General features: G+C 38.1%; 20 protein-coding genes. 11 read left to right on the forward strand and 9 right to left on the reverse strand.

The features are described from left to right. The first annotated feature begins 67 nt into the window (after window positions 1–67). The 7 genes from WG906_RS02365 (at window position 68) to WG906_RS02395 (ending at window position 5,240) form a co-directional block, all read left to right on the forward strand. The gene (locus WG906_RS02365; protein ID WP_339990914.1) at window positions 68–844 is read left to right on the forward strand and encodes a helix-turn-helix domain-containing protein; all 777 of its coding nucleotides are present in this window, start codon (window positions 68–70) and stop codon (window positions 842–844) included. 61 nt (window positions 845–905) lie between these two features. Continuing rightward, on the forward strand, window positions 906–1,319 hold the full coding sequence (locus tag WG906_RS02370; protein ID WP_339990915.1) for a hypothetical protein: 414 nt from the start codon (window positions 906–908) through the stop codon (window positions 1,317–1,319). 65 nt (window positions 1,320–1,384) lie between these two features. Continuing rightward, on the forward strand, window positions 1,385–1,996 hold the full coding sequence (locus WG906_RS02375; protein WP_339990916.1) for a hypothetical protein: 612 nt from the start codon (window positions 1,385–1,387) through the stop codon (window positions 1,994–1,996). Window positions 1,997–2,122: 126 nt separating this feature from the next. Beyond that, the gene (locus tag WG906_RS02380) at window positions 2,123–2,515 is read left to right on the forward strand and encodes a DUF4890 domain-containing protein (RefSeq protein ID WP_339990917.1); all 393 of its coding nucleotides are present in this window, start codon (window positions 2,123–2,125) and stop codon (window positions 2,513–2,515) included. Between the two features lie 79 nt (window positions 2,516–2,594). After that, window positions 2,595–3,716, forward strand: a complete 1,122-nt coding sequence (locus WG906_RS02385) for an aminotransferase class I/II-fold pyridoxal phosphate-dependent enzyme (protein WP_339990918.1) — start codon at window positions 2,595–2,597, stop codon at window positions 3,714–3,716. Further along, the gene (gene bioD, locus WG906_RS02390; protein ID WP_339990919.1) at window positions 3,713–4,324 is read left to right on the forward strand and encodes a dethiobiotin synthase; all 612 of its coding nucleotides are present in this window, start codon (window positions 3,713–3,715) and stop codon (window positions 4,322–4,324) included. Before WG906_RS02385 ends, bioD begins: the two co-directional genes overlap by 4 nt. 25 nt (window positions 4,325–4,349) lie before the next feature. Continuing rightward, on the forward strand, window positions 4,350–5,240 hold the full coding sequence (locus tag WG906_RS02395; protein ID WP_339990920.1) for a 3-hydroxyacyl-CoA dehydrogenase NAD-binding domain-containing protein: 891 nt from the start codon (window positions 4,350–4,352) through the stop codon (window positions 5,238–5,240). Here the strand turns inward: WG906_RS02395 and argS are convergent, their stop codons facing one another. Beyond that, complete coding sequence (argS, locus tag WG906_RS02400; protein WP_339990921.1) at window positions 5,241–7,007, reverse strand: arginine--tRNA ligase; 1,767 nt, start codon at window positions 7,005–7,007, stop codon at window positions 5,241–5,243. It abuts the gene before it with no gap. A gap of 63 nt (window positions 7,008–7,070) precedes the next feature. On the opposite strand from argS, the gene ctlX reads away from it, so the two are divergent. Together ctlX and WG906_RS02410 are read left to right on the forward strand one after the other, a co-directional pair. After that, window positions 7,071–9,479, forward strand: coding sequence for a citrulline utilization hydrolase CtlX (gene ctlX / locus WG906_RS02405; RefSeq protein ID WP_339990922.1), 2,409 nt, complete (start codon window positions 7,071–7,073; stop codon window positions 9,477–9,479). A gap of 269 nt (window positions 9,480–9,748) precedes the next feature. Beyond that, window positions 9,749–11,134: an arginine decarboxylase gene (locus WG906_RS02410; RefSeq protein ID WP_339990923.1), complete on the forward strand. Its 1,386-nt coding sequence runs from the start codon at window positions 9,749–9,751 to the stop codon at window positions 11,132–11,134. Between the two features lie 246 nt (window positions 11,135–11,380). Here the strand turns inward: WG906_RS02410 and WG906_RS02415 are convergent, their stop codons facing one another. From WG906_RS02415 to recQ, 8 genes are all read right to left on the reverse strand, one after another. After that, window positions 11,381–11,974, reverse strand: coding sequence for a dihydrofolate reductase family protein (locus tag WG906_RS02415; protein WP_339990924.1), 594 nt, complete (start codon window positions 11,972–11,974; stop codon window positions 11,381–11,383). A gap of 601 nt (window positions 11,975–12,575) precedes the next feature. Next, the gene (locus tag WG906_RS02420) at window positions 12,576–13,622 is read right to left on the reverse strand and encodes an acyltransferase (RefSeq protein WP_339990925.1); all 1,047 of its coding nucleotides are present in this window, start codon (window positions 13,620–13,622) and stop codon (window positions 12,576–12,578) included. Window positions 13,623–13,730: 108 nt separating this feature from the next. Then, window positions 13,731–14,450, reverse strand: coding sequence for an RluA family pseudouridine synthase (locus WG906_RS02425; RefSeq protein WP_339990926.1), 720 nt, complete (start codon window positions 14,448–14,450; stop codon window positions 13,731–13,733). Window positions 14,451–14,495: 45 nt separating this feature from the next. Continuing rightward, the gene (locus WG906_RS02430; protein WP_339990927.1) at window positions 14,496–15,185 is read right to left on the reverse strand and encodes a response regulator transcription factor; all 690 of its coding nucleotides are present in this window, start codon (window positions 15,183–15,185) and stop codon (window positions 14,496–14,498) included. 102 nt (window positions 15,186–15,287) lie between these two features. Next, the gene (locus WG906_RS02435; RefSeq protein WP_339990928.1) at window positions 15,288–16,385 is read right to left on the reverse strand and encodes a redoxin domain-containing protein; all 1,098 of its coding nucleotides are present in this window, start codon (window positions 16,383–16,385) and stop codon (window positions 15,288–15,290) included. Next, on the reverse strand, window positions 16,382–17,866 hold the full coding sequence (gene gatB / locus WG906_RS02440) for an Asp-tRNA(Asn)/Glu-tRNA(Gln) amidotransferase subunit GatB (RefSeq protein WP_339990929.1): 1,485 nt from the start codon (window positions 17,864–17,866) through the stop codon (window positions 16,382–16,384). The genes WG906_RS02435 and gatB overlap by 4 nt, the downstream gene beginning before the upstream one ends. An 88-nt stretch (window positions 17,867–17,954) precedes the next feature. Further along, a complete protein-coding gene (kdsA, locus tag WG906_RS02445) occupies window positions 17,955–18,767 on the reverse strand; it encodes a 3-deoxy-8-phosphooctulonate synthase (RefSeq protein ID WP_339990930.1) in 813 nt (270 codons plus the stop codon). After that, a complete protein-coding gene (recQ, locus tag WG906_RS02450) occupies window positions 18,767–20,956 on the reverse strand; it encodes a DNA helicase RecQ (RefSeq protein ID WP_339990931.1) in 2,190 nt (729 codons plus the stop codon). The genes kdsA and recQ overlap by 1 nt, the downstream gene beginning before the upstream one ends. A 94-nt stretch (window positions 20,957–21,050) precedes the next feature. Here recQ and WG906_RS02455 point away from each other — a divergent pair, with 94 nt between their 5' ends. Beyond that, window positions 21,051–22,016: a KpsF/GutQ family sugar-phosphate isomerase gene (locus tag WG906_RS02455; RefSeq protein WP_339990932.1), complete on the forward strand. Its 966-nt coding sequence runs from the start codon at window positions 21,051–21,053 to the stop codon at window positions 22,014–22,016. Between the two features lie 81 nt (window positions 22,017–22,097). Continuing rightward, window positions 22,098–23,180: a mannose-1-phosphate guanylyltransferase gene (locus tag WG906_RS02460; protein ID WP_339990933.1), complete on the forward strand. Its 1,083-nt coding sequence runs from the start codon at window positions 22,098–22,100 to the stop codon at window positions 23,178–23,180. The last annotated feature ends 54 nt before the right edge of the window (window positions 23,181–23,234 follow it).

The following is a 23,234-nucleotide window of genomic DNA, read 5'->3' on the forward strand; positions in this document are numbered from 1 at the left end:
AAATATTTTGCTAATTTTATGAGCATAAAGTTACTAACTATTTTAGCAAAACAAAATTTATTTTAAAATGGCTAACATTTCTAATAATCTTCGGTACCTGAGAAAGAAAAAAGGGCTTACCCAACAGCAATTTGCTGATTTGATGGAAATTAAACGGTCCCTTGTTGGAGCATACGAAGAAGACAGAGCCGATCCCCGATACGAATTGCTAAAAAAATTCGCAATATTTTACGACTTATCTATTGATGAACTCATCAATGAAGAGATTAACGATAAATGGAAACCCAAGCCTAAAAGCGATCCCTCCAACTTACGCGTGTTAAGTATTTCTGTTGATTCAGAAGACCGGGAGAACATTGAATTGGTGCCTGTAAAAGCCAGCGCCGGTTATTTAAACGGATATGCTGACCCTCAATTCATCAGTGAACTTCCCAGGTTTCATCTTCCATTTTTAAAACAGGGAACATTCAGAGCATTTGAAATAAAAGGCGACTCTATGCTACCTTTACCTTCGGGAACAATTGTTATTGGAGAATACCTTGAAAACTGGAACGATTTAAAAGCTGGTGATACTTACATATTCATCACTAAAGAAGATGGTGTAGTATACAAACGTGCGGGAAATAAATTTAAAGAAAACAAGACAATCAAACTAATTTCCGACAACCCGGTTTATGATCCATACAACGTTCCTTCAGAACAGGTTCTTGAAATATGGAAATCAAAAGCATACATTTCAACCGTATTCCCTGAACCTTTACAGGAGCCAACCATGGAAAGTCTTACCTCAATGATGGCTCAAATGCAAAAATCAATAGCACAATTAAAACCGGGCAACAACTAAGTTACATCCGAGCATTAATCTTTTATTTATTTTGGTATTCCAATTAGAAAATCAAACCAAAATGAAAAAAATTTTATTGATGATGTCTTTAGTAGCCGGAATAGTTACTTTCAGCATGGCACAGGGTGGTGGACAACAGGGGACACCCGAAGAACGTGCGCAAAGAAGCCTTGACCGGATTAAAACTTCTGCTTCAATTACATTTACTCCCGAGCAGGAATCCAAAGTTAAGGCAATTCTGATCTCTCAGAGCAAGTCTCAGGATAGTCTTATAGCTGTTGCAGGGGCTGGAGCCGACCGGATGGCTGCCTTTCAAAAATTAGCTCCGATTCGGGCCGCCAATGATGTTAAAATCATGGCACTTTTAAATGACGAGCAAAAGAAGGCTTACACCACTTACCTCGAAGCCCGTCGTCAGCGTATGCAGCAAGGTGGCCAGGGCGGTGCCACTCCCAAACCTGCAGGACAGCGTTAATACCATAAGCAAGAAAAGAAATCCTAAATTTTCACATTTTATACATCACTTAAATACACTTAATTATGAAGAAATTATTAGTAATTGCTGCCTTAGTGGCTGGCACGGTAAGCTTGAGCTCGGCTCAGGGACAAGGAGGTCAGCAACGCACTCCGGAGGAAAGAGCTAAAATGAGCGTTGATAGAATGAAAACAACAATTACTAGCTTATCTGCCGATCAGGAAGCAAAACTGATAGCACTTTCACTTGCTCAAAGTAAATCTCAGGATAGCTTATCTGCGGCTATAACCGCAAAAGTGACCTCCGTATTAAACGACGATCAAAAGAAAACCTACGCTGCATATATTGCAGAACGAGGAAATCGTGGCGGATTTGGTGGCGGAGGCCAAAGGGGCGGTGGAGCTGGCGGAACAATGCCGAGCCCTGAAGAAAGAGCTAAAATGAGTGTTGAAAGATTAAAAACAGCTGCATCTTTGACACTTACCCCTGAACAGGAAGGTAAATTATTAGCGATCATGGTAGATCAGTCTAAAGCACAAACTGCACTGGCTGCGGCAATCTCTGCTAAAACACTGGCTATACTTAATGATGAGCAAAAAAAGGCTTATACCACTATGCTTGAACAAAGACGGCAAGGTGGACAAGGCGGTGGAGGCCCTCGGCCGGCTGGTCAGTAATAATTCATCCCAACGATTAAAAGGTGAGTGTTTATACACTCACCTTTTTTTTGTGTTAACATTTTTTAACAATTGACCGTTAAACCTTTTGTTTTCAATTCCTTCTATCTATTAAACACTATAGATATGAAAAAAATAATTTTAAGCGCAATCCTGTTTTTAGGATTAACAGCCACCGGCTTTTCACAGGAAAGAACTCAACGAGTGCAGAAAACCCCGGAAGAAAGAGCACATAGAATAACTGATGCATTGGATAAAAAACTATCCCTGACAGACAATCAAAAAACACAGATCTACCAGATTAACCTCGAACGTGCTCAGGCAATGAGCAATTCCAGGGGCACAAAAAGAGATGGCAAGGATCTTTCGAATAAAAAAGCACAGTTTGAAGCTGGCGAGGACAGAATTTTAAGTATTCTGAATGACAGCCAAAAAGCGACCTATAATCAACTAAAAGCGGAACGAGAGGCAAAATTCAAAAACCGCCAGGGAGATCATCCCAAAAAGTTGAAAAAATAATTTCAGGGTTCTATGATTTAACAATAAAAAAGCGGCTTTTTACAGGCCGCTTTTTTAATTTAGAGCTTTTGCTGGAATTTTGAAAAACATAAACCAATTTATCGATCAAAAGCTCAAGGAAAGAGCAAATGACTCTTCATTAAGAAAGCTTTCGTTAAGCTCTGGCTTAGTTGATTTTTGCTCAAACGATTATCTGGGATTCTCTAAATCTGAGAGACTTAAGTCGTTAGTAGAATCTCACCTTATACACTACCCCTCCTATCGCATCGGGTCTACTGGTTCAAGGCTGATATCAGGGAATGATGATTTTACCGAAAAGCTTGAATCCGAAATCGCGCTTTTTCATAAATCAGAATCCTCACTAATTTTTAATTCCGGATATGATGCCAATGTAGGTCTGTTTTCATCCATTCCTAAGCGCGGCGACACAATTATTCTGGATGAACTTATACACGCTTCGATAATTGACGGCGCACGATTAAGCTATGCTAACCGCTATACTTTTAAACATAACGATTTGAACAGTTTAGAAGAAAAGCTGAAACTTGCTAAAGGGAATATTTTCATTGGAATTGAAAGCATTTATTCGATGGACGGAGATGCCGCTCCTTTAAAAGACATTATTCTATTGGCCGACAAATATTCCGCCGCTGTGATTGTAGATGAAGCCCATTCTGTGGGAATATTTGGCAAAAATGGAAGGGGTCTGGTTGACGAATACAATTTAACAGATAAAGTATTTGCAAGGATAGTAACTTTTGGAAAAGCCTTAGGATGCCACGGGGCGGCGATACTTTGCGATCAAAACCTGCAACAATACCTTGTTAATTTTGCCAGATCATTCATCTACACTACAGCCGCATCGTTTTATACGCATCTAAGTATTAAGATGGCTTACAAACATCTTTTAGAAACTGATATTTCTCTCATTCATCAAAAAATTAATTTATTTAAACAGGAAACTCAGGGAATAAAGTCTCTTTTTTCAGACAGCAAGTCTACTATCCAGTGTTTATTAATTGAAGGTAATACTAAAGCAAAACGCATGGCATCGATCTTACAGGATAAAGGCTTTGACGTTAGAGCTATTCTGCATCCGACGGTACCATCCGGAAAAGAAAGGCTAAGGATTTGCCTGCATACTTCTAATAAGGATTCCGAAATTATAAGCCTGATTCACGAATTAAAAGAGAATATATGAAACCACTTTTTATAAGCGGAATAGGAACTGATATTGGCAAAACTGTGGTATCAGCAATACTTGTCGAAAGGTTAAAAGCTGATTACTGGAAACCCATTCAGTCGGGGGATTTGGACAACTCTGACACAAAAAAAGTAAGAGCCCTTGTATCAAATACCATTTCTATGTTTCATCAGGAAAGTTATCAGCTTAGTCAGCCCTTCTCACCTCACAAATCGGCAGCAATTGATGGAATTGAAATCGACTTAAAATTAATTTCTCAACCCCAAACATCAAAAAAACTTGTTATTGAAGGTGCAGGAGGTTTAATGGTACCACTTAACAAATCACAATATATTGCAGATTTAATTTCACATCTCGATGCTGAAGTAATTTTGGTGGTAAAGCACTACCTGGGAAGTATTAATCACACTTTATTAAGTTTAGAACTTTTAAAAAACAGAAATATTCCCCTTAAAGGAATTATTTTTAACGGAGAAACCGACAGCTATTCGGAGCAGGCGATTCTCGATCATAGCAAACTTTCAATTCTCGGACGGGTTCCTATGGTGAATGAATTAAACCCTGAAAAAATTATAGAATTAGGCAAGGCATTAAATATCGATTAAAATCATTTCTCTCAAATCTATCTCCATGAAAATAGCGGTTATCGGTTCAGGCACTATGGGAAACGGCATTGCCCATACCTTTGCTCAATTTGGCCACAAGGTTTGTCTGGTTGACACCTCCGAAGAAGCCTTGATTAAAGGAATTGAAACAATCACCAGGAATCTTGACCGGCAACTCACTAAAGGTAATATTACAGATTCTGAGAAGGCTTCAACCCTGAATAATATTCAAACTTTCCCTGATTTAAAATCTGCTGTCGCCAATACTGATCTGGTTATTGAAGCAGCAACAGAAAATCTGAACATCAAATTAAATTTATTTAAAAGCCTTGATAATTACTGTGCTAAGGAAACCATTCTTGCATCTAATACATCCTCCATTTCAATCTCCCAGATTGCATCAGCAACCAATCGTGCTGATAAAGTAATTGGAATGCATTTCATGAACCCGGTGCCCTTAATGAAGCTGGTAGAAGTGATCAGAGGTAAAGAAACATCCGATGAAACCACACGAATTGTTATGGACACAGCTATTCAGCTTGATAAGATTCCTGTAGAGGTTAATGATGCCCCGGGTTTTGTGGCAAACCGCATTTTGATGCCCATGATAAATGAAGCAATAATTACATTAAAAGAAGGTGTTGCCGGTGTGGAAGAGATTGATACCGTTATGAAGCTTGGTATGTCTCATCCGATGGGACCTCTTCAATTAGCAGATTATATTGGGCTGGATGTATGTCTTGCCATTATGAATGTAATGTATGAAGGATTTAAAAACACTAAATATGAGCCTTCCTCATTACTAAAAGAGATGGTTGAAGAAGGACAAATGGGGATAAAATCTGGTGTGGGCTTTTATCAATACATTATTGGTAGCAAGGAGTTTATTGTAGCTCCCCGCTTTAAAAAACAATAATTACATTCTCTCAGGAACCTCAATTCCTAAAAGTCTCATCCCCTTTTTTATAATTGATCCTGTTGTTGCCGATAGCGAAAGTCTGAATTTCTTCAACTCTTCATCATCCAGTTTCAAAATTGGCTCTTCATGGTAAAACTTATTATACTGCTTGGCCAATTCGTAAATATAATTAGCAACCTGGGCCGGACTATATTCTCTTGCTGCGGCAGATAAAGCCTCAGGATATTTGTTTAATGCCAGAACCAATTCACGCTCTGTAGAGGTGAAGGTATCGACTTTATTAAATTCGACCTTATCAATACCAGCTTTTGAAATAATAGAACGTATACGGGCATGTGTATATTGAATAAACGGCCCCGTATGCCCCTGAAAATCTATAGATTCATTCGGATCGAATAACAAACGTTTTTTAGGTTCTACTTTTAGCAGAAAGTATTTTAACGCACCCAGGCCAATCATCCTGTAAAGTTCCTTCTTCTCCTCTTCAGAGAAACCATCAACTTTTCCAAGCTCTTCAGTTCTTGATCTGGCAGTCTCAACCATTTCATCGATTAAATCATCCGCATCAACCACCGTTCCCTCTCTCGATTTCATTTTACCTGATGGCAGATCGACCATCCCATAAGATAAATGATACAAGCCCTTTGCCCATGATTTACCCAATTTTTCAAGAATCAGAAAAAGCACCTTAAAATGATAGTCCTGCTCGTTACCCACTACATATAACGACTCATCCATCCCGAAATCATCATACTTTAATTGCGCGGTTCCTAAATCTTGTGTAATATAAACAGAGGTCCCGTCACCCCGAAGCACGAGTTTCTCATCCAGGCCCTCAGCGGTAAGATCAATCCATACAGATTTATCCTCTTTTTTAAAGAAAACACCTTTTGATAAGCCTTCATCAATAATATTCTTCCCTAATAAATAGGTATCAGACTCAAAATAGAATTTCTTAAAATCAACACCGAGTTTTTTATAAGTTTCATCAAACCCTGCATAAACCCAGGTATTCATGGTCTTCCAAAGATTGATCACTTCTTCATCACCCGCCTCCCACTGCTGAAGCATTTGCTGTGCTTCTTTAATCATTAAGGCATTCTTCTTCGCGTCTTCTTCACTTTGACCCGCAGACTTCAACTCATCAATTTGCTTCTTATATTCCTTATCAAAAATCACATAGTATTTCCCTACTAAATGATCGCCTTTTAAACCGCTGCTTTCCGGCGTTTCAGCATTTCCAAATTTCTTCCATGCCAGCATTGACTTGCAAATATGAATTCCTCTGTCGTTAACCAGATTCGCCTTAATTACATCATATCCGTTTGCCGACAATATCTCGGCAACCGAATATCCCAAAAGGTTATTACGAACATGACCCAAATGCAAAGGTTTGTTAGTATTAGGTGATGAATACTCAACCATTACTTTCTTTCCGTTCGCTGGGAAATGTCCAAAACTATCTTGCGAAATTTGTTCTTTATAAAGTGTATGAAGAAAGGAATCAGTAAGCGAAAGATTCAAAAAGCCCTTTATAACATTAAATTTAGAAACATGCGAAATGTTATCAACCATGTATTGCCCAATATCTGCTCCTGTTTGTTCAGGAGACTTTCTAGATATGCGGGTAAGAGGAAAGGTTACGACAGTGACGTCACCTTCAAACTCTTTTCTGGTTTCCTGGAGGCCAATTTCTGTTTCTTTTAATTCTGTATAATATAATGCCTTTACAGCATCAAGGGTTCCTTTGATTATAAAATCCATCGGCCAAAATTAATCATAATAGAATAACCTTAGGAAGAATATATTTAAAGAATTGCGGTAAATTTGAATAGCAACATCCATTTTATGAAAAACGGCAGGTTTAACATACGGGTTGGTTCAGAAATTGGTACTCTTCGTTGTTTAATCATCCATAGTCCTGACAGTGGAATTGGAAGAGTAGCACCTTCCCAGGCACAAAACTGGCTTTTTGAAGATATCATACACCTTGAAACCGTCAGAAAAAAGGAGTATGATTTCTATGTGAAAATACTGATGTATTTTCTGGATCCTGAAAAAATAAAGGGAAAACTGGAAGATATAGATTTACCTGAAAATAAAAGGGAGTTCTTTAATCCCGGAAAACTGGGTTTCCATGCCTCCGCTAAGGTTATAGAATTTGAAAGATTATTAACGGACATATTGAGTCTGGACGATATAAAAAATAAGCTTACAGCCTCGGTTTGTGCGCTGGAAGGATGTAATTATGCTGTGCAACAGGACCTTATTAATACAGCACCTGTTGAACTGGCAAAAACTTTAATTTCAGGTTCGCATTTAGATGGCGGCATGCTCTTCCCGCCCATTCCCAACCTTATTTTCACACGGGATGTTGGTATCGCCATAAATAATTTTATATTGGTTAATAAACCAGCCAAAGCGCCTCGTTCGAGGGAAACTCTGTTAGCCAGATATATTTTTTTTAACCATCCCTTATTTGAAAATTATCGTGATAATATCCTGGAAATCCCGGATACTCTTCAATACTTTTTACGGCCCGGGGAAGAACACGGTGAGAGAACAACCATTGAGGGTGGCGATGTAATGGTAGTAAGCCCCGATCATGTTTTGATTGGTTGCACAGAGCGAACCTCTGCCAGCGGTGCCAGCGAAACCATAAAATTACTTTTTGAGCGAAAGGTAGTGAAGAAAGTAACGGTTGTAAAAATCCCGTCGAAGCGCGATTTTATGCATATCGACACTATTTTCACACAAGTAAACAGAAACACATGGGTTGTACTCGGTTCATTGTCGTCTCAAAAGTTTAACAAAGGTTCCGAAGCAATAGATTATATTTCTGAAAAAAGGAATAGGGAAAAGCCTGAGATCCTTCAGTTTGAGAGAGATAAAATAAATGAACTGAAATCGTTCGACTGCATAGAATCATTATTGGATGATATAAGTAAAAATGATTTAGGGAGTACCGAAAAAACACAATTCATTTATTCAGGAAATAATGTTTTCCCCTTTGACGTGCGCGAGCAATGGACAGACTCCTGTAATTTACTGGCTCTCAAAGAAGGTGTTGTTTTGGGTTACGACCGAAATGACCAAACGATCGAGGCTTTTAAGGAAAAAGGATTCAACGTAATTGCAGCAGCCGATTTAATATCAAAACTTGAGAATGGAGAAACTTCTGCAGAAGCCCTTGAAAACACTCTTATACTGATGCCCTCCGCAGAATTATCCAGAGCCAGGGGTGGTTTTCATTGCATGAGCATGCCGCTTTTCAGAGAAGACCTCAGGCTTTACAAAGGTGAAGGACTCACAAACAGCCCTGCCTCAACAATTTTGATGATCAGGCCTGTGAACTTCACATTCAATGAACAAACTGCCCAAAGCAATGCTTTCCAGGACAAAAAAAGCAAGGATCTGAAGGTTCATAAAAAGGCTCTGAAGGAATTTGACAATTTGGTATCAGTATTAAAGGAGAACGATTTGAACGTAATGGTGATCGAAGATAATCCTGAACCTCATACGCCTGATTCAATCTTTCCTAACAACTGGATATCTACCCATCGAGGAGGCAAAGTCTTTATTTATCCAATGAATGCCACTAATCGTCGTTTTGAAAAGCGCCCTGAAATCCTGGACGAATTGCGAAACAGGTTTCAAATTGAAACTGAAATCGATTTAAGTTATCTCGAAGCCGAAGGCAAATTTCTTGAAGGGACAGGAAGTATGGTGCTGGACAGGCAAAACAAATTTGCATATGCCTGCATATCACCCAGAACAGACATAAAAGCCCTGAACATATTCTGCGATCTGAGCGGTTATAAACCCATAATTTTTCATGGATATGATAAAAAAGGGACAGCTATTTACCATACTAACGTAATGATGTGTATCGGAGAGTCATTTGCAGTAGTCTGCCTTGATTCAATAAGCAATAAAGAGGAGAGAAAACATGTTATCAACTCACTTCAATCCGCTGGAAAAGAAATAATCGAAATCTCATTTGCTCAGATGCACAAATTTGCCGGAAATATGCTTGAACTAAAAAACACAAAAGGCGAGAGTCTACTGGTTATGTCTCATCAGGCACTGCAATCACTCAATTCAAAGCAAATACAGCAACTGGAGCATTATTGTAAAATCATTTCCTCTCCTTTACCGACCATCGAAAACTCTGGCGGCGGAAGCGTAAGATGTATGATAGCGGAAATCTACCTGGAATTACAACCTGGTATCTAACCAGTCGTGGTTATATTGCATTTGATTCCAGGAACACGAATCAGTAATGCAACCAGAAAAACTGAAGTATTATATAAAAACCTCCAATAAAACCATCATGAACATACAGCAATGAATATGCACGCTTGTTTTCCGGGCAGGCTGATGATAGCCCGCCCGGCCATGCTGTTCGGACGGTGTCATCTCCGATTAAAAAATAAATTATATTCTAATAAAAAAATAAGCGTATAAATCCTTAAAAAAATCTCATTTTTGCCAAAATTTAATAGATGCAGAGCTACGAAGAATTTATAGATCTCAGTGTTGGTTTTCCACAAGAAGGCTTTGAGGTTATTGATGATGAACTTTATTTCCATGACCTTAATCTTATGGAAATGATTGAAACGTATGGCACTCCGCTGCGGTTCACCTATGTTCCTTTAATTAGCAAAAAAATACAGCAGGCAAAACTTTTGTTTAAAAAAGCAATAGTAAATAATAATTATCGCGGAAGCTATAAATACTGCTATTGCACCAAAAGCTCGCATTTTAAACATGTAGTTGAAGAAGCTTTAAAAAATCATATCCACCTTGAAACCTCTTCCGCATTCGATATGCCCATGATCGATGCCCTTGAAAAAAAAGGTGTTTTAAATAAAGACATTACAGTTATTTGTAATGGATTCAAAACCTACCAGTACAAGCAGTATATAATTGATATGCTGCACGACGGCTTTTCAAATATCATTCCGGTATTGGATAATAAAGAAGAATTTAATCTTTACGATGATGAGCTCGATATACCCTGTAATTTAGGTATTAGAATAGCAGCGGAAGAGCAACCAGATTCTCAGTTTTATACATCCCGACTGGGAATCAGGATGGAAGACATTCTTGAGTTTTATAACAATAAAATTGCTGCAAATCCCAATTTCAAAGTGGTTTTGCTGCATTTCTTTATCAATTCAGGAATTTCGGATACACCCTATTACTGGAATGAGCTGGAGAAATATGTTACTCTTTATTGCAAGTTCAAAAAGTTAAATCCGGATCTTACGACACTTGATATTGGCGGCGGAATGCCCTTTAAAGATTCCCTGGTTTTCGATTTCGATTACGAATACATGGTAAATGAAATTGTTAAACGGATTAAGGAAATTTGTGCCGAGCACGATGTGGTAGAACCTGATATTATTACAGAATTCGGTAAATATACCTGTGCTGAAGCTTCAGGTATTTTATATAAAGTATTAGGCAGAAAACAGCAAAACGACCGCGAAAAGTGGCTTATGCTGGATGGTTCATTCATTACCAATCTTCCCGATGTATGGGCTTTAAATCAGAAATACATCTTATTACCCATAAATAACTGGGATTCTGAATACGAACGCGTTAACTTAGGTGGCATTACCTGCGACGGGCAGGACTATTACAGTCAGGAAGCTCACATGAACAACGTATTCATGCCCAAGACCCGTAAGGTTCAATATGTAGGATTCTTCCATACAGGCGCTTATCAGGAAGTATTAAGTGGATACGGCGGAATTCATCATTGTCTGCTTCCTTCCCCAAAACACGTAATTATTCGGCGTAACCGCGATGAAACTTTCAACTTTGAAGTGTTTGGTGAAGAACAGAACAGTAAACAGGTATTAAAGATCCTAGGTTATACCTAGGTTGTCCGATCCTGCTTGTTCCCAAGTTAACAAGCGATGGGATCAGCGTTCTATTCCGCAATTGGGTTAAATAACGGAGAGGTGAAATTTCATTCGTTAAAATAAAAATCATAATCGAGATGAGGCAGTTTTTAGATTTGTCTGATCTCGATTTTTTGTTAACCATTGTCTTGCGATCCTTGTTTATCTCGCATTCATTTTCCAGTAACAAATTTTCCGCTACTCTACCTTTGCCATATTTTTTTCTTAGGTTCCAACATTACCAGTCTTTACTTCTCCAGCCCGCTTGTAGTTGGCGATAATGACTCCACTTGGTGTCACTGTACTTTCTATTAGCGTGAATGCTGCCGGAATCGGGCCGTTGTCAAACAATTTTTTCCCTTTACCAAGAGTCAAGGGAAAAATTTTGAGTCTGAGTTCGTCAACTAAATCATTTTTGAATAATGTCTGGATCAGCTCGCCGCTGCCCCAAACTTGAATGTCAGAGCCTTCCGTTTTTTTTAGCTTTTCGATATCTGCCAGGCTTTCGAGGAAAACTGAGTTCTCCCAATCAGACTTTTTCATGGTTCTGGACACGACGTTTTTTGTGACATCATTAATACCTGCCCATCCATTTTCATGCTCAGGCCAGTAGCTGGAAAAGATCTCAAATGTTTTTCTTCCCAAAAGAAGATCTGCAGGTTTCATGTCTTTTTTCATGACCTCACCAAAAACTTCATCTCCATACGATGCCGTCCAACCGCCATATTTGAAACCGCCTGATGTATCCTCCTCAGGTCCACCAGGTGCTTGCATTACCCCATCCAAAGTAATAAATGATAAAACAATTATTTTTCTCATACTATTCATCTCCTTTCCAGCTTCTAAAGTCGGTTCATTTAAGAATTAATAAACTTGTTTCTAAGCTTTATATCCACTGAACCTGCTTAATTTTAGGCCAATTAAAAATGACAGTCCAAAAAAATGCCATAAACACGGCACAAAACACGAAGTAGTGTACCAGTCTGCCTCGGTGCCATAGTATCAGGTCTATTATCAGAGAAAAAAAAACCAAAAAGCTGTATTTAAAACAAAAGAAACAAAAAGTTGATTTAGATTAGAAAGGTTTTGATACCTTCTCTGTAATTCTAATCATGATTGCAGGCTAATGGCCATCTTCATAAGGATGTTCTATCAGCATTTAAAGTTAGAATGTAATGCTTAGACTTGTTGCAATTAGGAGTTATAGCACTTCACCGATAATCGAGTTTACATATAATTAAAATTTCAAAAATCTTATAAAGCTACCTTAAGCGACATCGGGAGATGATTAGTGCAGATTTCTTCTCTAATCGGTGTTGTCACCGTACGATAACTGCTTAATTTTGATGATATAGACGGGCATGGTTACAAATAGCATCCGGCACGTAGTTGCATCTAAGCACATGACTTCGCCGGCCATTTATCCGGAAATATAAGTTCCATAACGACTCCTGTTTATCAGAAATGTAATAATTGATGAAATAATTAAACACAATAATGTTGTCAATGGAATTCCTATAAGCGGGTTTATAAATGACCAGGAAATTCCAATTTTAGATAAATGAATTAATACAAAAACATGAGCTAAATATATCCCATAGCTATATTTGCTAATAAATTTTGTAAGGTTTGTGAACCATTCATTTTTAAAATTAAAATGTTTGAGAAACAAAAAAACGCCTGTTGACGCGACTATAACATTTGGACTTAAGAATGAATAAAAACCGCCGTAAAATCGCCCGTTACTCTTTGTTAATAAATAGGTTCCAATTATCGTAATTGAGATTCCGGTTAAAAACAGGAAAAAAGAAAGTAATTTAATTTTCTTTTCAGGAAACCTTGTAGTTGCCAATAAAAAGCCTAAAATCGGATATCCCAGGAAACCAGAAAAGTACCTTAAGTCTATCTCCGGCTTAATTTTAGTTAGGAATGGAAGACTGATCAGAATTACTATAAACCATATTACAATGTAATAGGAAATTTCCTTCTTTGTGCTGTTGACAATCCATTTGCTGATTATGGGAATAAACAAGTAAATTCCGATAATCATATAAATATACCATAAGTGATAAGATGCTCCCTTCCTGAACTGAATCAATATGTATTGAATTAATTCAACAGTATTCAAATTTACCCCATGCTTTTTTGAGATTAAATTATAAAGTATATATATAAAACTCCAAAATACAAAAGGGAGGAATATTCGTGAAATACGTTTTCGAAAAAAAACGCCAAGTTCATATGTTTTGGGTAAAATTAATGCTCCCGACAGCATTAAAAAAACAGGCACACAAAAGCGGACAGAGCTGTCGACGAAATTACCGATCCACCAATCACGATTCGGAATAGTACCATATTGATACAATATCGGTGCAGATACATGTAATAGAATTACCGAAATTGTTGCAAATGCTCTTAAATTATCTGCCCAAAATACTTTATTCTCTGTGCCTGGTATTTTATGCATTTTTCTGTCGTTGATTAATTACACGTCAATGAACGCCTCTAATCAATGGTTGCTGATTTGAACAGGATAATTGAAAAGGCATAAGTCCAGTCGAATTAATTGGTTCGTCTATAAATCAAACTTATCCAGCAACTTCAGCAAAGTAGCGAAATCTTTAGGATACGGAGCCGATACAGTGATCTCATCCATATCATTGATTTTAAAAGTCACTTCTTTAGCATGCAATGCAAAGCGTTTCATAATTGGAAGCTCTTCCTGATCTTTACCTAAGCGATATCCTCTCTTTATTCCTGAAAGCAATACTGGCTGACCTCCATACATATCATCCCCCGCGATAGCTGCACGTTGCGATGCGAGATGAATCCGGATCTGGTGCATGCGGCCGGTAATAGGCTGGCATTCTACAAGGGTGTAATTTTTATAGAATTTAATGGAATTGAAAATGGTTTCTGCTGCTTTACCCTCTTGCCGGCTTATGGCAACATTTTTATTTCCCAGGTTAAGAATGGGCAGATTAACATCAAGATTGTTAAACTGGTGCGTACCGTTAACAACAGCATGATAAACTTTCTTCACTTTCCGGCGCTCAAATTGCATAGATACCAGGCGGTAGGCTGCGGGATTTTTAGCGATAATTAAGCAACCAGAGGTTTCTTTATCCAATCGGTGACACACTTGCGCATCGCTTGAATACTGTTTAGCAAGGCGCAGCATACTAAGTTCCCCGCCTTCCCTTTCATCTAATGAACTAATAAATGGCGGCTTATTTACTACGATAATATCGTCGTTTTCGAATAGAATGGACTCTTTAAAATTTGGAAATTTCACGCCGCAAATTACAGAAAAAAACACTTATGTGTTTTTATTCCTTATCTATACGGGATCGAACTTATAACCAACACCTTTTACAGTGCTTATATAATCCTCACCAAGCTTTTCACGAACCTTACGGATATGGACATCGATGGTTCTGTTTGTGACTACAACAGAATCTTCCCAAATGCTCTTAAGAATAACTTCACGGGTGTATACCTTGCCAGGCTTGGAAGCCAGCAGATATAGAAGCTCGAATTCTTTCTTTGCCAGAACTATCTTCTCGCCATTGCGATAAACCAGATAGGTTTCTCTGTCAATCGTCAAATCAGAAATCTCTAATTTATTATCGATAGGCTCATCGGGCTGACTGTTGCGTCTTAAAATAGCATTTATACGACTTACAAGCGCACGAGGCTTTATGGGTTTGGCGATATAATCATCAGCTCCGACATTAAATCCGGCGATTTCAGAGTATTCTTCACTTCGTGCCGTAAGAAAGACCATAAATGTATTCTTAAATTCATTCATGGTTCTTAAAATCCGGCAGGCCTCAATTCCATCCATCTTGGGCATCATGATGTCCAGAATAATTAAATCAGGATGTGAACGCTTTGCTTCGCTAACACCTTCCTGACCGTTTGAAGCCGTGAAAACCTGATAACCTTCCTTTTTAAGATTATATTCAATTAACTCCCTGATATCAGGCTCATCATCTACAATCAGTATTTTTTGCTTTGTCGAACTCATGGTTATTATTTACCACTAAAGTATAACGCTAATAGCAGGAAATGGTTAAGCGTATATTAAGTTATTGTTAACAATGTATCTAATGTTAACAATATACAGAGTTTATCTCAATGTTTTAGTTAAGAAAGCTTCGAGTTCAGCTCCCCGTAAATTTTTAGCAATTATTTTACCTTCTTTATCAAGCAAATACGATGCAGGAATACCCTCAATACTATACTGCTTTACAACCTCACTATCCCATTGTTTTAATTCGGACGCATGGTTCCAGGCAAGCCCATCATCTTTAATAGCTTTGAGCCATAAGTCTTTATTGTTATCTAAAGAAACCCCCAGAATAGTGAAATTTTTATCTTTAAATGTATTGTACTGCTTCACCACATTCGGATTTTCCTCGCGGCAGGGCGCACACCAGGAAGCCCAAAAATCCAGCAAAACATATTTCCCTCTGAACTGGGATAATTTCAGTTCTTTGCCCTCTGCAGATGCCATTTGAAAATCGGGTGCGGTTTGGCCGACAGCCAGCGTCTTCAACTTCTCCATCTTCGCGGTAAAAGTTTGCACCGCTAAAGTATTTGGGAACTTACCTTTTATATCATCAGCATACTTTAAAAGCTCAGATTCATATTTAGTTTGGTCAAGAGAACTCATGGCATAAAAACCAGCCAGGTTATCTTTGTTTTTTTCTGCAAATTCAACAGACTCTTTTGCAAAATCATTCATGTTTTTTTCAAAACGCGGAATCAATACCCGTTCAACAGAATCTTTAACTGCAGGGTTGGCGCTTACTTTTTCCTGATATTCCTTTTGAATATCCATATATATTTTTCCGTACCTGGCACTAATCTTATTAAACTCTTTGAGTTTCTCGGAATCCTCTGAGCCTGTTAACTCATACTCGCCTGTTTCGTTTGAATAATCTGCTTTAAAATCAATTTCATCACCATTTTCAGCAATCAGGGGATAGGTTTTTTGTCCGGCAGAGATATAATAAAAATCAGCATCCGGAGAAATAACTGTAAACTTAAATTCGCCTTTATCATCTAAAATAGCCGAATCGACAAGCTTGTCAGCCTTATAGATGGCTACACTTTTTAAGCCGGAAGCATTGTCAAATTTACCGCTCACGATAAATTCGTCATTATTTTTGCAAGCCGTTAATACAGTGATTAACAGCAATAGCACACCAATTATTTTCTTCACTTTAATGAGTCTAATTTTTCAACAACCAACCTATTTGCAGTTTTAGGATCAATCTTCCCTTTTGAAAGTTTCATCACTTCGCCCATGAATAATCCTAAAACGCCTTTTTTACCTTTATTATATTCAATTACCTTATCAGGATACATTGAAACTGCCTGATCAATGTATTGCATCAGTTCATCACCGCCTGTATCTATCAGAAGATTAAGTTCCTGGACCATATCAAGCACATCCATTCCTGGATTCTTAACCAATTCAGGAAATAATTGCTGTGTAGCCGCTGTATTATTTATCTTCTTATCATCAACTAACGAAATAATAGTTGCAACAGATTCCGCAGGGATTTGTATAGAAAGGTTTTCTCTGGGATTATCGTTTAAATAAGATTGCACCGGACCATTTATCCAGTTGGCTGCCGACTTATAATTACCTGTAAATTTTACTACTTCCTGGAAATAATCCGAAACCGATTTATCTGAAGTAAGCGAATAAGCATCATATTCCGACAATCCAAAATCTTTGGTATATCGTTTAACTCTTTGTTCAGGAAGTTCAGGGAGTTCACTCTTAATTTGTTCGATAAATTCATTGCTAAGCACCAAAGGCGGCAAATCCGGTTCGGGAAAATACCGGTAATCATAAGCCATTTCTTTCGAACGCAAAACGGATGTTACACCTGTTGCGGCATCAAAATTCAATGTATTCTGATCGATTCTCCCTCCGTTCTCTATCACTTCAACCTGTCTGCGGAATTCATAATTTACAGCCCTCTGAAGGTTTCGTATAGAGTTAAGATTTTTAACCTCGCACCTCGATCCATATTCTGTTACTCCCTTTAACCTAACAGAAATATTGGCATCGCAGCGCAAACTTCCTTCCTCCATATTTCCATCGCAGATCTCCAGGTATCGAACAAGTTTTCTGATCTCGCTTAAATAGGCCGCGGCTTCTTCAGCCGATCGTAAATCAGGTTCAGACACTATTTCAACAAGCGGAACACCGGCACGGTTCAAATCGATTAAAGAATATCTATCATCCCTGTCATGAATACTTTTTCCCGCATCTTCTTCCATATGGATGCGGTTTAAACGAATCTTCTTTTCGGGCTTGTCTTTTAAACTTATAGAAACATATCCCTTCTGACAGATAGGTAATTGATCCTGAGTTATTTGATATCCTTTAGGAAGATCGGCATAGAAATAATTTTTTCTGTCGAACCGGTTAATCTTATTAATGGTACAATTGGTCGCCAAACCCATTTTAACGGCAAAGGCGACAACTTTTTTATTGAGTTTAGGCAAAGAACCGGGCAGACCTAAGGAAACAAGGCTGGTATGATGATTTGGCTCAGCGCCGAATGAAGCAGGATCTGTAGAAAATATTTTGGTGTTGGTTGAAAGTTGTGCATGTATTTCCAAACCGACAACTAATTCATATTTATCGAAGACCTCCTGGGTAAGTTTTTTTTGTTCCGTTTTCATTTATTGTAAGGGAGCCAAATATACTATTTCTCTTTTATGATAAAGATTAGTGCATAACACTAGAATGCTCAAATAATTCTATGCTTATTTAAGCAACTGCCTGTCTTACCCGAATAAGCTTTTCTAATAAATTTTCGAGCAATGACAGATGCAACATATTTGCACCATCTGATTTTGCATTCTCAGGCTCGGGATGAGTTTCAATAAATAATCCATCAGCGCCTACTGCTATGGCGGCTTTCGCGATGGTTTCTATCAATGCAGGCTTCCCTCCCGTTACTCCGGAAGTTTGATTGGGTTGTTGCAAAGAATGTGTGCAATCCATTACTACCGGCACTCCGAATGCTTTCATTTCCGGAATTCCACGGAAATCAACTATCATATCCTGGTAACCAAAAGTATTTCCTCGATCTGTTAAAATAACCTTATTATTTCCGCTTTCCTGCACTTTATCAACTGCGAATTTCATAGAACCCGCCGATAGAAACTGCCCTTTCTTAATATTGATAACCTTTCCGGTTTTAGCTGCCGCAATTAACAAATCCGTCTGGCGACACAAAAATGCAGGAATCTGCAAAACATCAACATATTGAGCAGCTATTTCTGCTTCTTCCGCGGCATGTATATCTGTAACTGTAGGAATACCAAATTCCTTATTTATCCTGGCAAGAATTTTTAAGGCTTTTTCGTCGCCGATTCCGGTAAAAGAATCAATTCTGGAACGGTTTGCCTTTCTGTAAGAACCTTTAAAAATGTAGGGAATCTGAAGTTTGTCTGTAATTACAACAATCTTTTCGGCAATACGCATAGCAATGTCTTCACTTTCAATGGCACAGGGCCCTGCCATTAAAAAGAAATTGCCTGATTCCGAAAATTTAATTTGTGGAAGAATATTGATCATTAGTTTCCTAATTCTGATAAAAACTTAATTCGCATTAACTGGAGTTCTTCACGGGTATAATCATCACTGCCCAGTTCTTTTAAAGCTTCATCGATAGAATCCACTTCTGCGCCTCTAAAATAATCGAAAACCTCATCCTGGCGGTCTTCATCTATCATCTCATCTATATAATAATTCAAATTCAGCTTGGTTCCTGAACTAACGATAGTTTCAACTTCTCTCAGGATATCTTCATAACTAATCCCTTTTGATGATGCGATATCATCAAGAGCCAGCTGCCTGTCAATATTCTGTATAATGGAAACTTTTAAAGCTGATTTATTTGCAGCACTCTTAATGACCAGATCAATGGGTCTGTCGATATCATTTTCTTCGACATACTTATTTATTAATTCGATAAACGGGGTCCCGAATTTCATGGCTTTACCCGATCCTACACCGTGAATTTGCTTTAATTCTTCAAGTGTAACAGGATAATGCGTGCACATTTCTTCAAGAGAAGGATCCTGAAAAATAACAAAAGGAGGGAGATTTTTTTGTTTTGCAATTCGCTTCCTTAAATCCTTAAGCATTTGCAATAAAGCAGTGTCTAGTGTAGCCGCTCCTTGCTGCGAGCCATCTTCAGGATCATCCTCGGCAGTTTCCATCACCCGGTTAAGAATAAATCTCATCGAATGCGGACTATCTATAAAAGATTTTCCTGTCCTGGTTAGATGAAGCAATCCATAATTATCAATATCCTTGGATAAGTAATTATTTAAAAGTGCCTGACGAAGCAGTGATTTCCAATAAACGAGTCCATCTTCTTTCCCGCTTCCAAAATAAGATAGCTCATTATGCTGATAAGCTGTAATTTGTGAAGTTTCAATACCCATCATAATATTAATGATATGATGATCGTCGAATTTCTCCCCTAGTTCCAGAATTGCTTTCAGCGTTTTTTTCAGGTTATCTGAAGCATCAAAATGAGTTTTGGGTGCCCTGCAGCAGTCGCACATATTGTTGCACCCCGTTTCATTAAAATTCTCACCAAAGTAATGCAGAATTTGCTTCCTTCTGCAAACAGATGATTCGGCATAATCTATTACTTCTTTTAATATTTGAGTACCAATTTCCCGTTCAGAAACCGGCTTGTCTTTCATAAACTTAGCAAGCTTCTCTACGTCTTTCTCTGCGTAAAACGCAACACACTGACCTTCGCCACCATCTCTTCCTGCCCTACCCGTTTCCTGGTAGTACCCCTCCATAGACTTCGGAATATCGTGATGAATTACATAACGAACATCCGGCTTATCGATACCCATACCAAAAGCTATGGTCGCAACAATCACCTCAACATCCTCCATCAGAAATTTATCCTGTGTATCGGCGCGGGTTTTAGGGTCTAGTCCGGCGTGATAGGGAAGAGCTTTAATGCCATTCAGATTTAAGGCTTCAGCTACTTCTTCAACTTTTTTACGGCTTAAACAGTAGATGATCCCGGTTTTACCCGCATGTCCTTTTATGAACCTGATGATCTCTTTCATCACATTCCTCTTAGGCCTTACCTCATAATACAAATTGGGCCTGTTGAAGGATGATTTAAACAATGTGGAATCGGTCATCTGCAGGTTCTTAATAATATCCTGCTGAACCTTGGGAGTAGCTGTAGCTGTTAAAGCAATGATTGGAATATTTTCTCCAAGAGAGGAGATTACCTGGCGTATTTTACGGTACTCTGGTCTGAAATCATGACCCCATTCCGAGATACAATGGGCTTCGTCTACCGCAACAAACGAAATAGTGATTAAATTAAGAAATTCTATATTTTCAGCTTTTGCAAGCGATTCGGGCGCTACATAAAGTAATTTCGTTTCACCACTTAAAACATCCTGCTTAACCTTGGTTATTTCAGCTTTATTTAAAGAAGAATTTAAAAAGTGCGCAATACTTTCGGTACCACCAAAAGCTCTTAACTGATCTACCTGATTTTTCATCAGTGCGATGAGCGGTGATATTACGATGGCCGTCCCCTCTGTCATTAACGCTGGCAATTGATAGCAAATAGATTTACCACCACCAGTGGGCATTATCACAAAAGTATCTTTCTTTTGAAGAACGTTAGTTATTATCGCTTCCTGCTCACCTTTGAAGTTATCAAACCCAAAAAAATTCTGTAAATTATCAAATAATGATTTCTTTATCTCCATGTCCTCCCGGAAAAAAAATTAGAAAGGCTAATTTTAAACATCAAAATAACATATTTTTGCCGTGAAATAGTATTTTAAATTTAAAAACTTCTGTTTGAAGACAAACTCCGAAATTTTAAATATCGCCAGAAAGACACTTCAGACCGAGGTAGAGGGATTATCAGGGCTGATTCATAGATTAAATAATGACTTTCCAGTGATAATCACTCAAATTCTTGGCATCAAAGGAAGAGTTATTATCTCTGGGGTAGGAAAAAGCGCCATTATAGCCCAAAAAATGGTAGCAACATTTAACTCTACAGGTACCCCCTCAATCTTTATGCATGCAGCAGATGCAATTCATGGTGATCTGGGAATTATCCAGAATGATGACATTGTTATTTGCATTTCTAAAAGTGGAAATACTTCAGAAATTAAAGTACTTGTTCCATTTTTAAAACAGGCTGGTAATATCCTCATTGGTATGGTGGGCGATCTAAATTCTTATTTAGCTCAACAGGCTGACTATGTGCTTGATACGACCATAGAAAAGGAAGCTTGTCCGCATAACCTGGCTCCTACTACCAGTACTACCGCACAATTAGCTATGGGAGATGCTCTTGCTGTTAGCCTATTAGAATGCAGAGAATTCAGCAGTAAAGACTTTGCTAAATATCACCCGGGCGGATCATTGGGTAAACGTTTATATTTAAAGGTTAAGGACCTATATACCAGTAACAATAAACCCCAGGTGAACGGCGGCAGTTCCATTAAAGAAGTAATTATTGAAATTACAAAAAACCGTTTAGGTGCTGTAACGGTTGTCGACAATAATCAAATTACCGGAATAATAACTGATGGAGACATTAGAAGGATGATGGAAAAGCATAATTCTTTTGAAACCTTAGCGGCAAAAGATATTATGGGTAAATCTCCAAGACAAATCGAAAGCATGGAGCTTGCAATTAATGCTTTAGAGCTTATGCGAAGTAACAACATCACACAATTAATTGTTGCTGACAAGGGAGTTTACAAAGGAATTGTACATTTACACGATTTATTAAAAGAAGGAATTATATAACGTAATGAAACTATCATGAACATGCCAGGCACTGATATTCTCATGATAGCGTCACCTACATAAAAAACAATTATATATTAAATGAAAAACTATTATGCAGTAATTATGGCTGGCGGCATTGGCAGTCGCTTTTGGCCAATAAGCCGTTCAGCTCATCCCAAACAATTTATAGATATTCTTGGAACAGGAAAAACCCTGATTCAAACTACATACGATCGTTTTCTAAAAATCGTACCTGCAGAAAACATCTTCATTGTTACCAACGACAATTATGCATCCTTAGTTAAGGAGCAGTTGCCCAATATAGATTCAAGTCAGGTTCTTGGCGAGCCTGTAATGCGAAATACAGCACCTTGCATTGCCTACGCTTGCCATAAAATCAATATGCTAAACCCGGATGCTTCTATTGTAGTTGCCCCCTCCGATCATTTGATTCTGAATTCCGAAGAATTTGAAAAAGACATCCGCAATTCATTGGAGGCAGCCTCAAGAAATAATTGCCTGATCACTCTGGGTATTAAACCCTCCCGTCCTGATACAGGCTATGGTTACATTCAGTTTACCGAAGAAACTTTGGATAACGATTTTCATAAAGTTAAAACGTTCACCGAAAAACCAAATATAGAGCTGGCAAAAACCTTTGTCCAAAGCGGAGAATTTTTATGGAATGCCGGGATTTTCGTCTGGTCGGTATCGTCTATTTTAAAAGCTTTTGAGCAGTATTTACCAGAAATGAATGACATTTTCAAGGAAGGCGACAATATTTATAATACAGCCAAAGAAAATTCTTTTATTCAGAATGCTTACTATCAGTGCACGAATATTTCCATTGATTATGGCATTATGGAAAAAGCAGATAATGTTTACATTTTACCAACCGATTTTGGATGGTCAGATTTGGGAACATGGGCTTCTGTTTATGAGCTTGCAGAGAAAGATTACCTCGGAAACGCAGTAATTCCTTCAGACAAAGTGATTATGTACGATTCATCAAATTGTATGGTAAATGTGCCAAAGGGAAAACTTGTAGTTCTGCAGGGTTTGGACGACTATATTATTGTTGAATCAAATAATACACTCATGATTTGCCATAAAGACAAAGAGCAAAACGTGAAACAGATAGTTGCCGATGTAAGATCTAAGTTTGGCAACGAGTTTATATAAAAATTGAGTGAAGGAGTGAAGGAATGAAGGACAGAATCGATTGATTTTCTTTCT

Origin of the sequence: Pedobacter superstes, assembly GCF_037622515.1 — a bacterium.
Lineage (GTDB): Bacteria > Bacteroidota > Bacteroidia > Sphingobacteriales > Sphingobacteriaceae > Paradesertivirga > Paradesertivirga superstes.

Excerpts from the sequence above, each read along its gene's own strand:
- bioD (WP_339990919.1), top strand. The coding sequence starts at position 3,713 with ATGAAACCACTTTTTATAAGCGGAATAGGAACTGATATTGGCAAAACT.
- WG906_RS02410 (WP_339990923.1), top strand. The coding sequence starts at position 9,749 with ATGCAGAGCTACGAAGAATTTATAGATCTCAGTGTTGGTTTTCCACAA.
- WG906_RS02395 (WP_339990920.1), top strand. The coding sequence starts at position 4,350 with ATGAAAATAGCGGTTATCGGTTCAGGCACTATGGGAAACGGCATTGCC.
- WG906_RS02430 (WP_339990927.1), bottom strand. The coding sequence starts at position 15,185 with ATGAGTTCGACAAAGCAAAAAATACTGATTGTAGATGATGAGCCTGAT.
- WG906_RS02365 (WP_339990914.1), top strand. The coding sequence starts at position 68 with ATGGCTAACATTTCTAATAATCTTCGGTACCTGAGAAAGAAAAAAGGG.
- WG906_RS02460 (WP_339990933.1), top strand. The coding sequence starts at position 22,098 with ATGAAAAACTATTATGCAGTAATTATGGCTGGCGGCATTGGCAGTCGC.
- argS (WP_339990921.1), bottom strand. The coding sequence starts at position 7,007 with ATGGATTTTATAATCAAAGGAACCCTTGATGCTGTAAAGGCATTATAT.
- WG906_RS02420 (WP_339990925.1), bottom strand. The coding sequence starts at position 13,622 with ATGCATAAAATACCAGGCACAGAGAATAAAGTATTTTGGGCAGATAAT.
- recQ (WP_339990931.1), bottom strand. The coding sequence starts at position 20,956 with ATGGAGATAAAGAAATCATTATTTGATAATTTACAGAATTTTTTTGGG.
- gatB (WP_339990929.1), bottom strand. The coding sequence starts at position 17,866 with ATGAAAACGGAACAAAAAAAACTTACCCAGGAGGTCTTCGATAAATAT.
- WG906_RS02415 (WP_339990924.1), bottom strand. The coding sequence starts at position 11,974 with ATGAGAAAAATAATTGTTTTATCATTTATTACTTTGGATGGGGTAATG.
- WG906_RS02370 (WP_339990915.1), top strand. The coding sequence starts at position 906 with ATGAAAAAAATTTTATTGATGATGTCTTTAGTAGCCGGAATAGTTACT.
- WG906_RS02380 (WP_339990917.1), top strand. The coding sequence starts at position 2,123 with ATGAAAAAAATAATTTTAAGCGCAATCCTGTTTTTAGGATTAACAGCC.
- kdsA (WP_339990930.1), bottom strand. The coding sequence starts at position 18,767 with ATGATCAATATTCTTCCACAAATTAAATTTTCGGAATCAGGCAATTTC.
- WG906_RS02375 (WP_339990916.1), top strand. The coding sequence starts at position 1,385 with ATGAAGAAATTATTAGTAATTGCTGCCTTAGTGGCTGGCACGGTAAGC.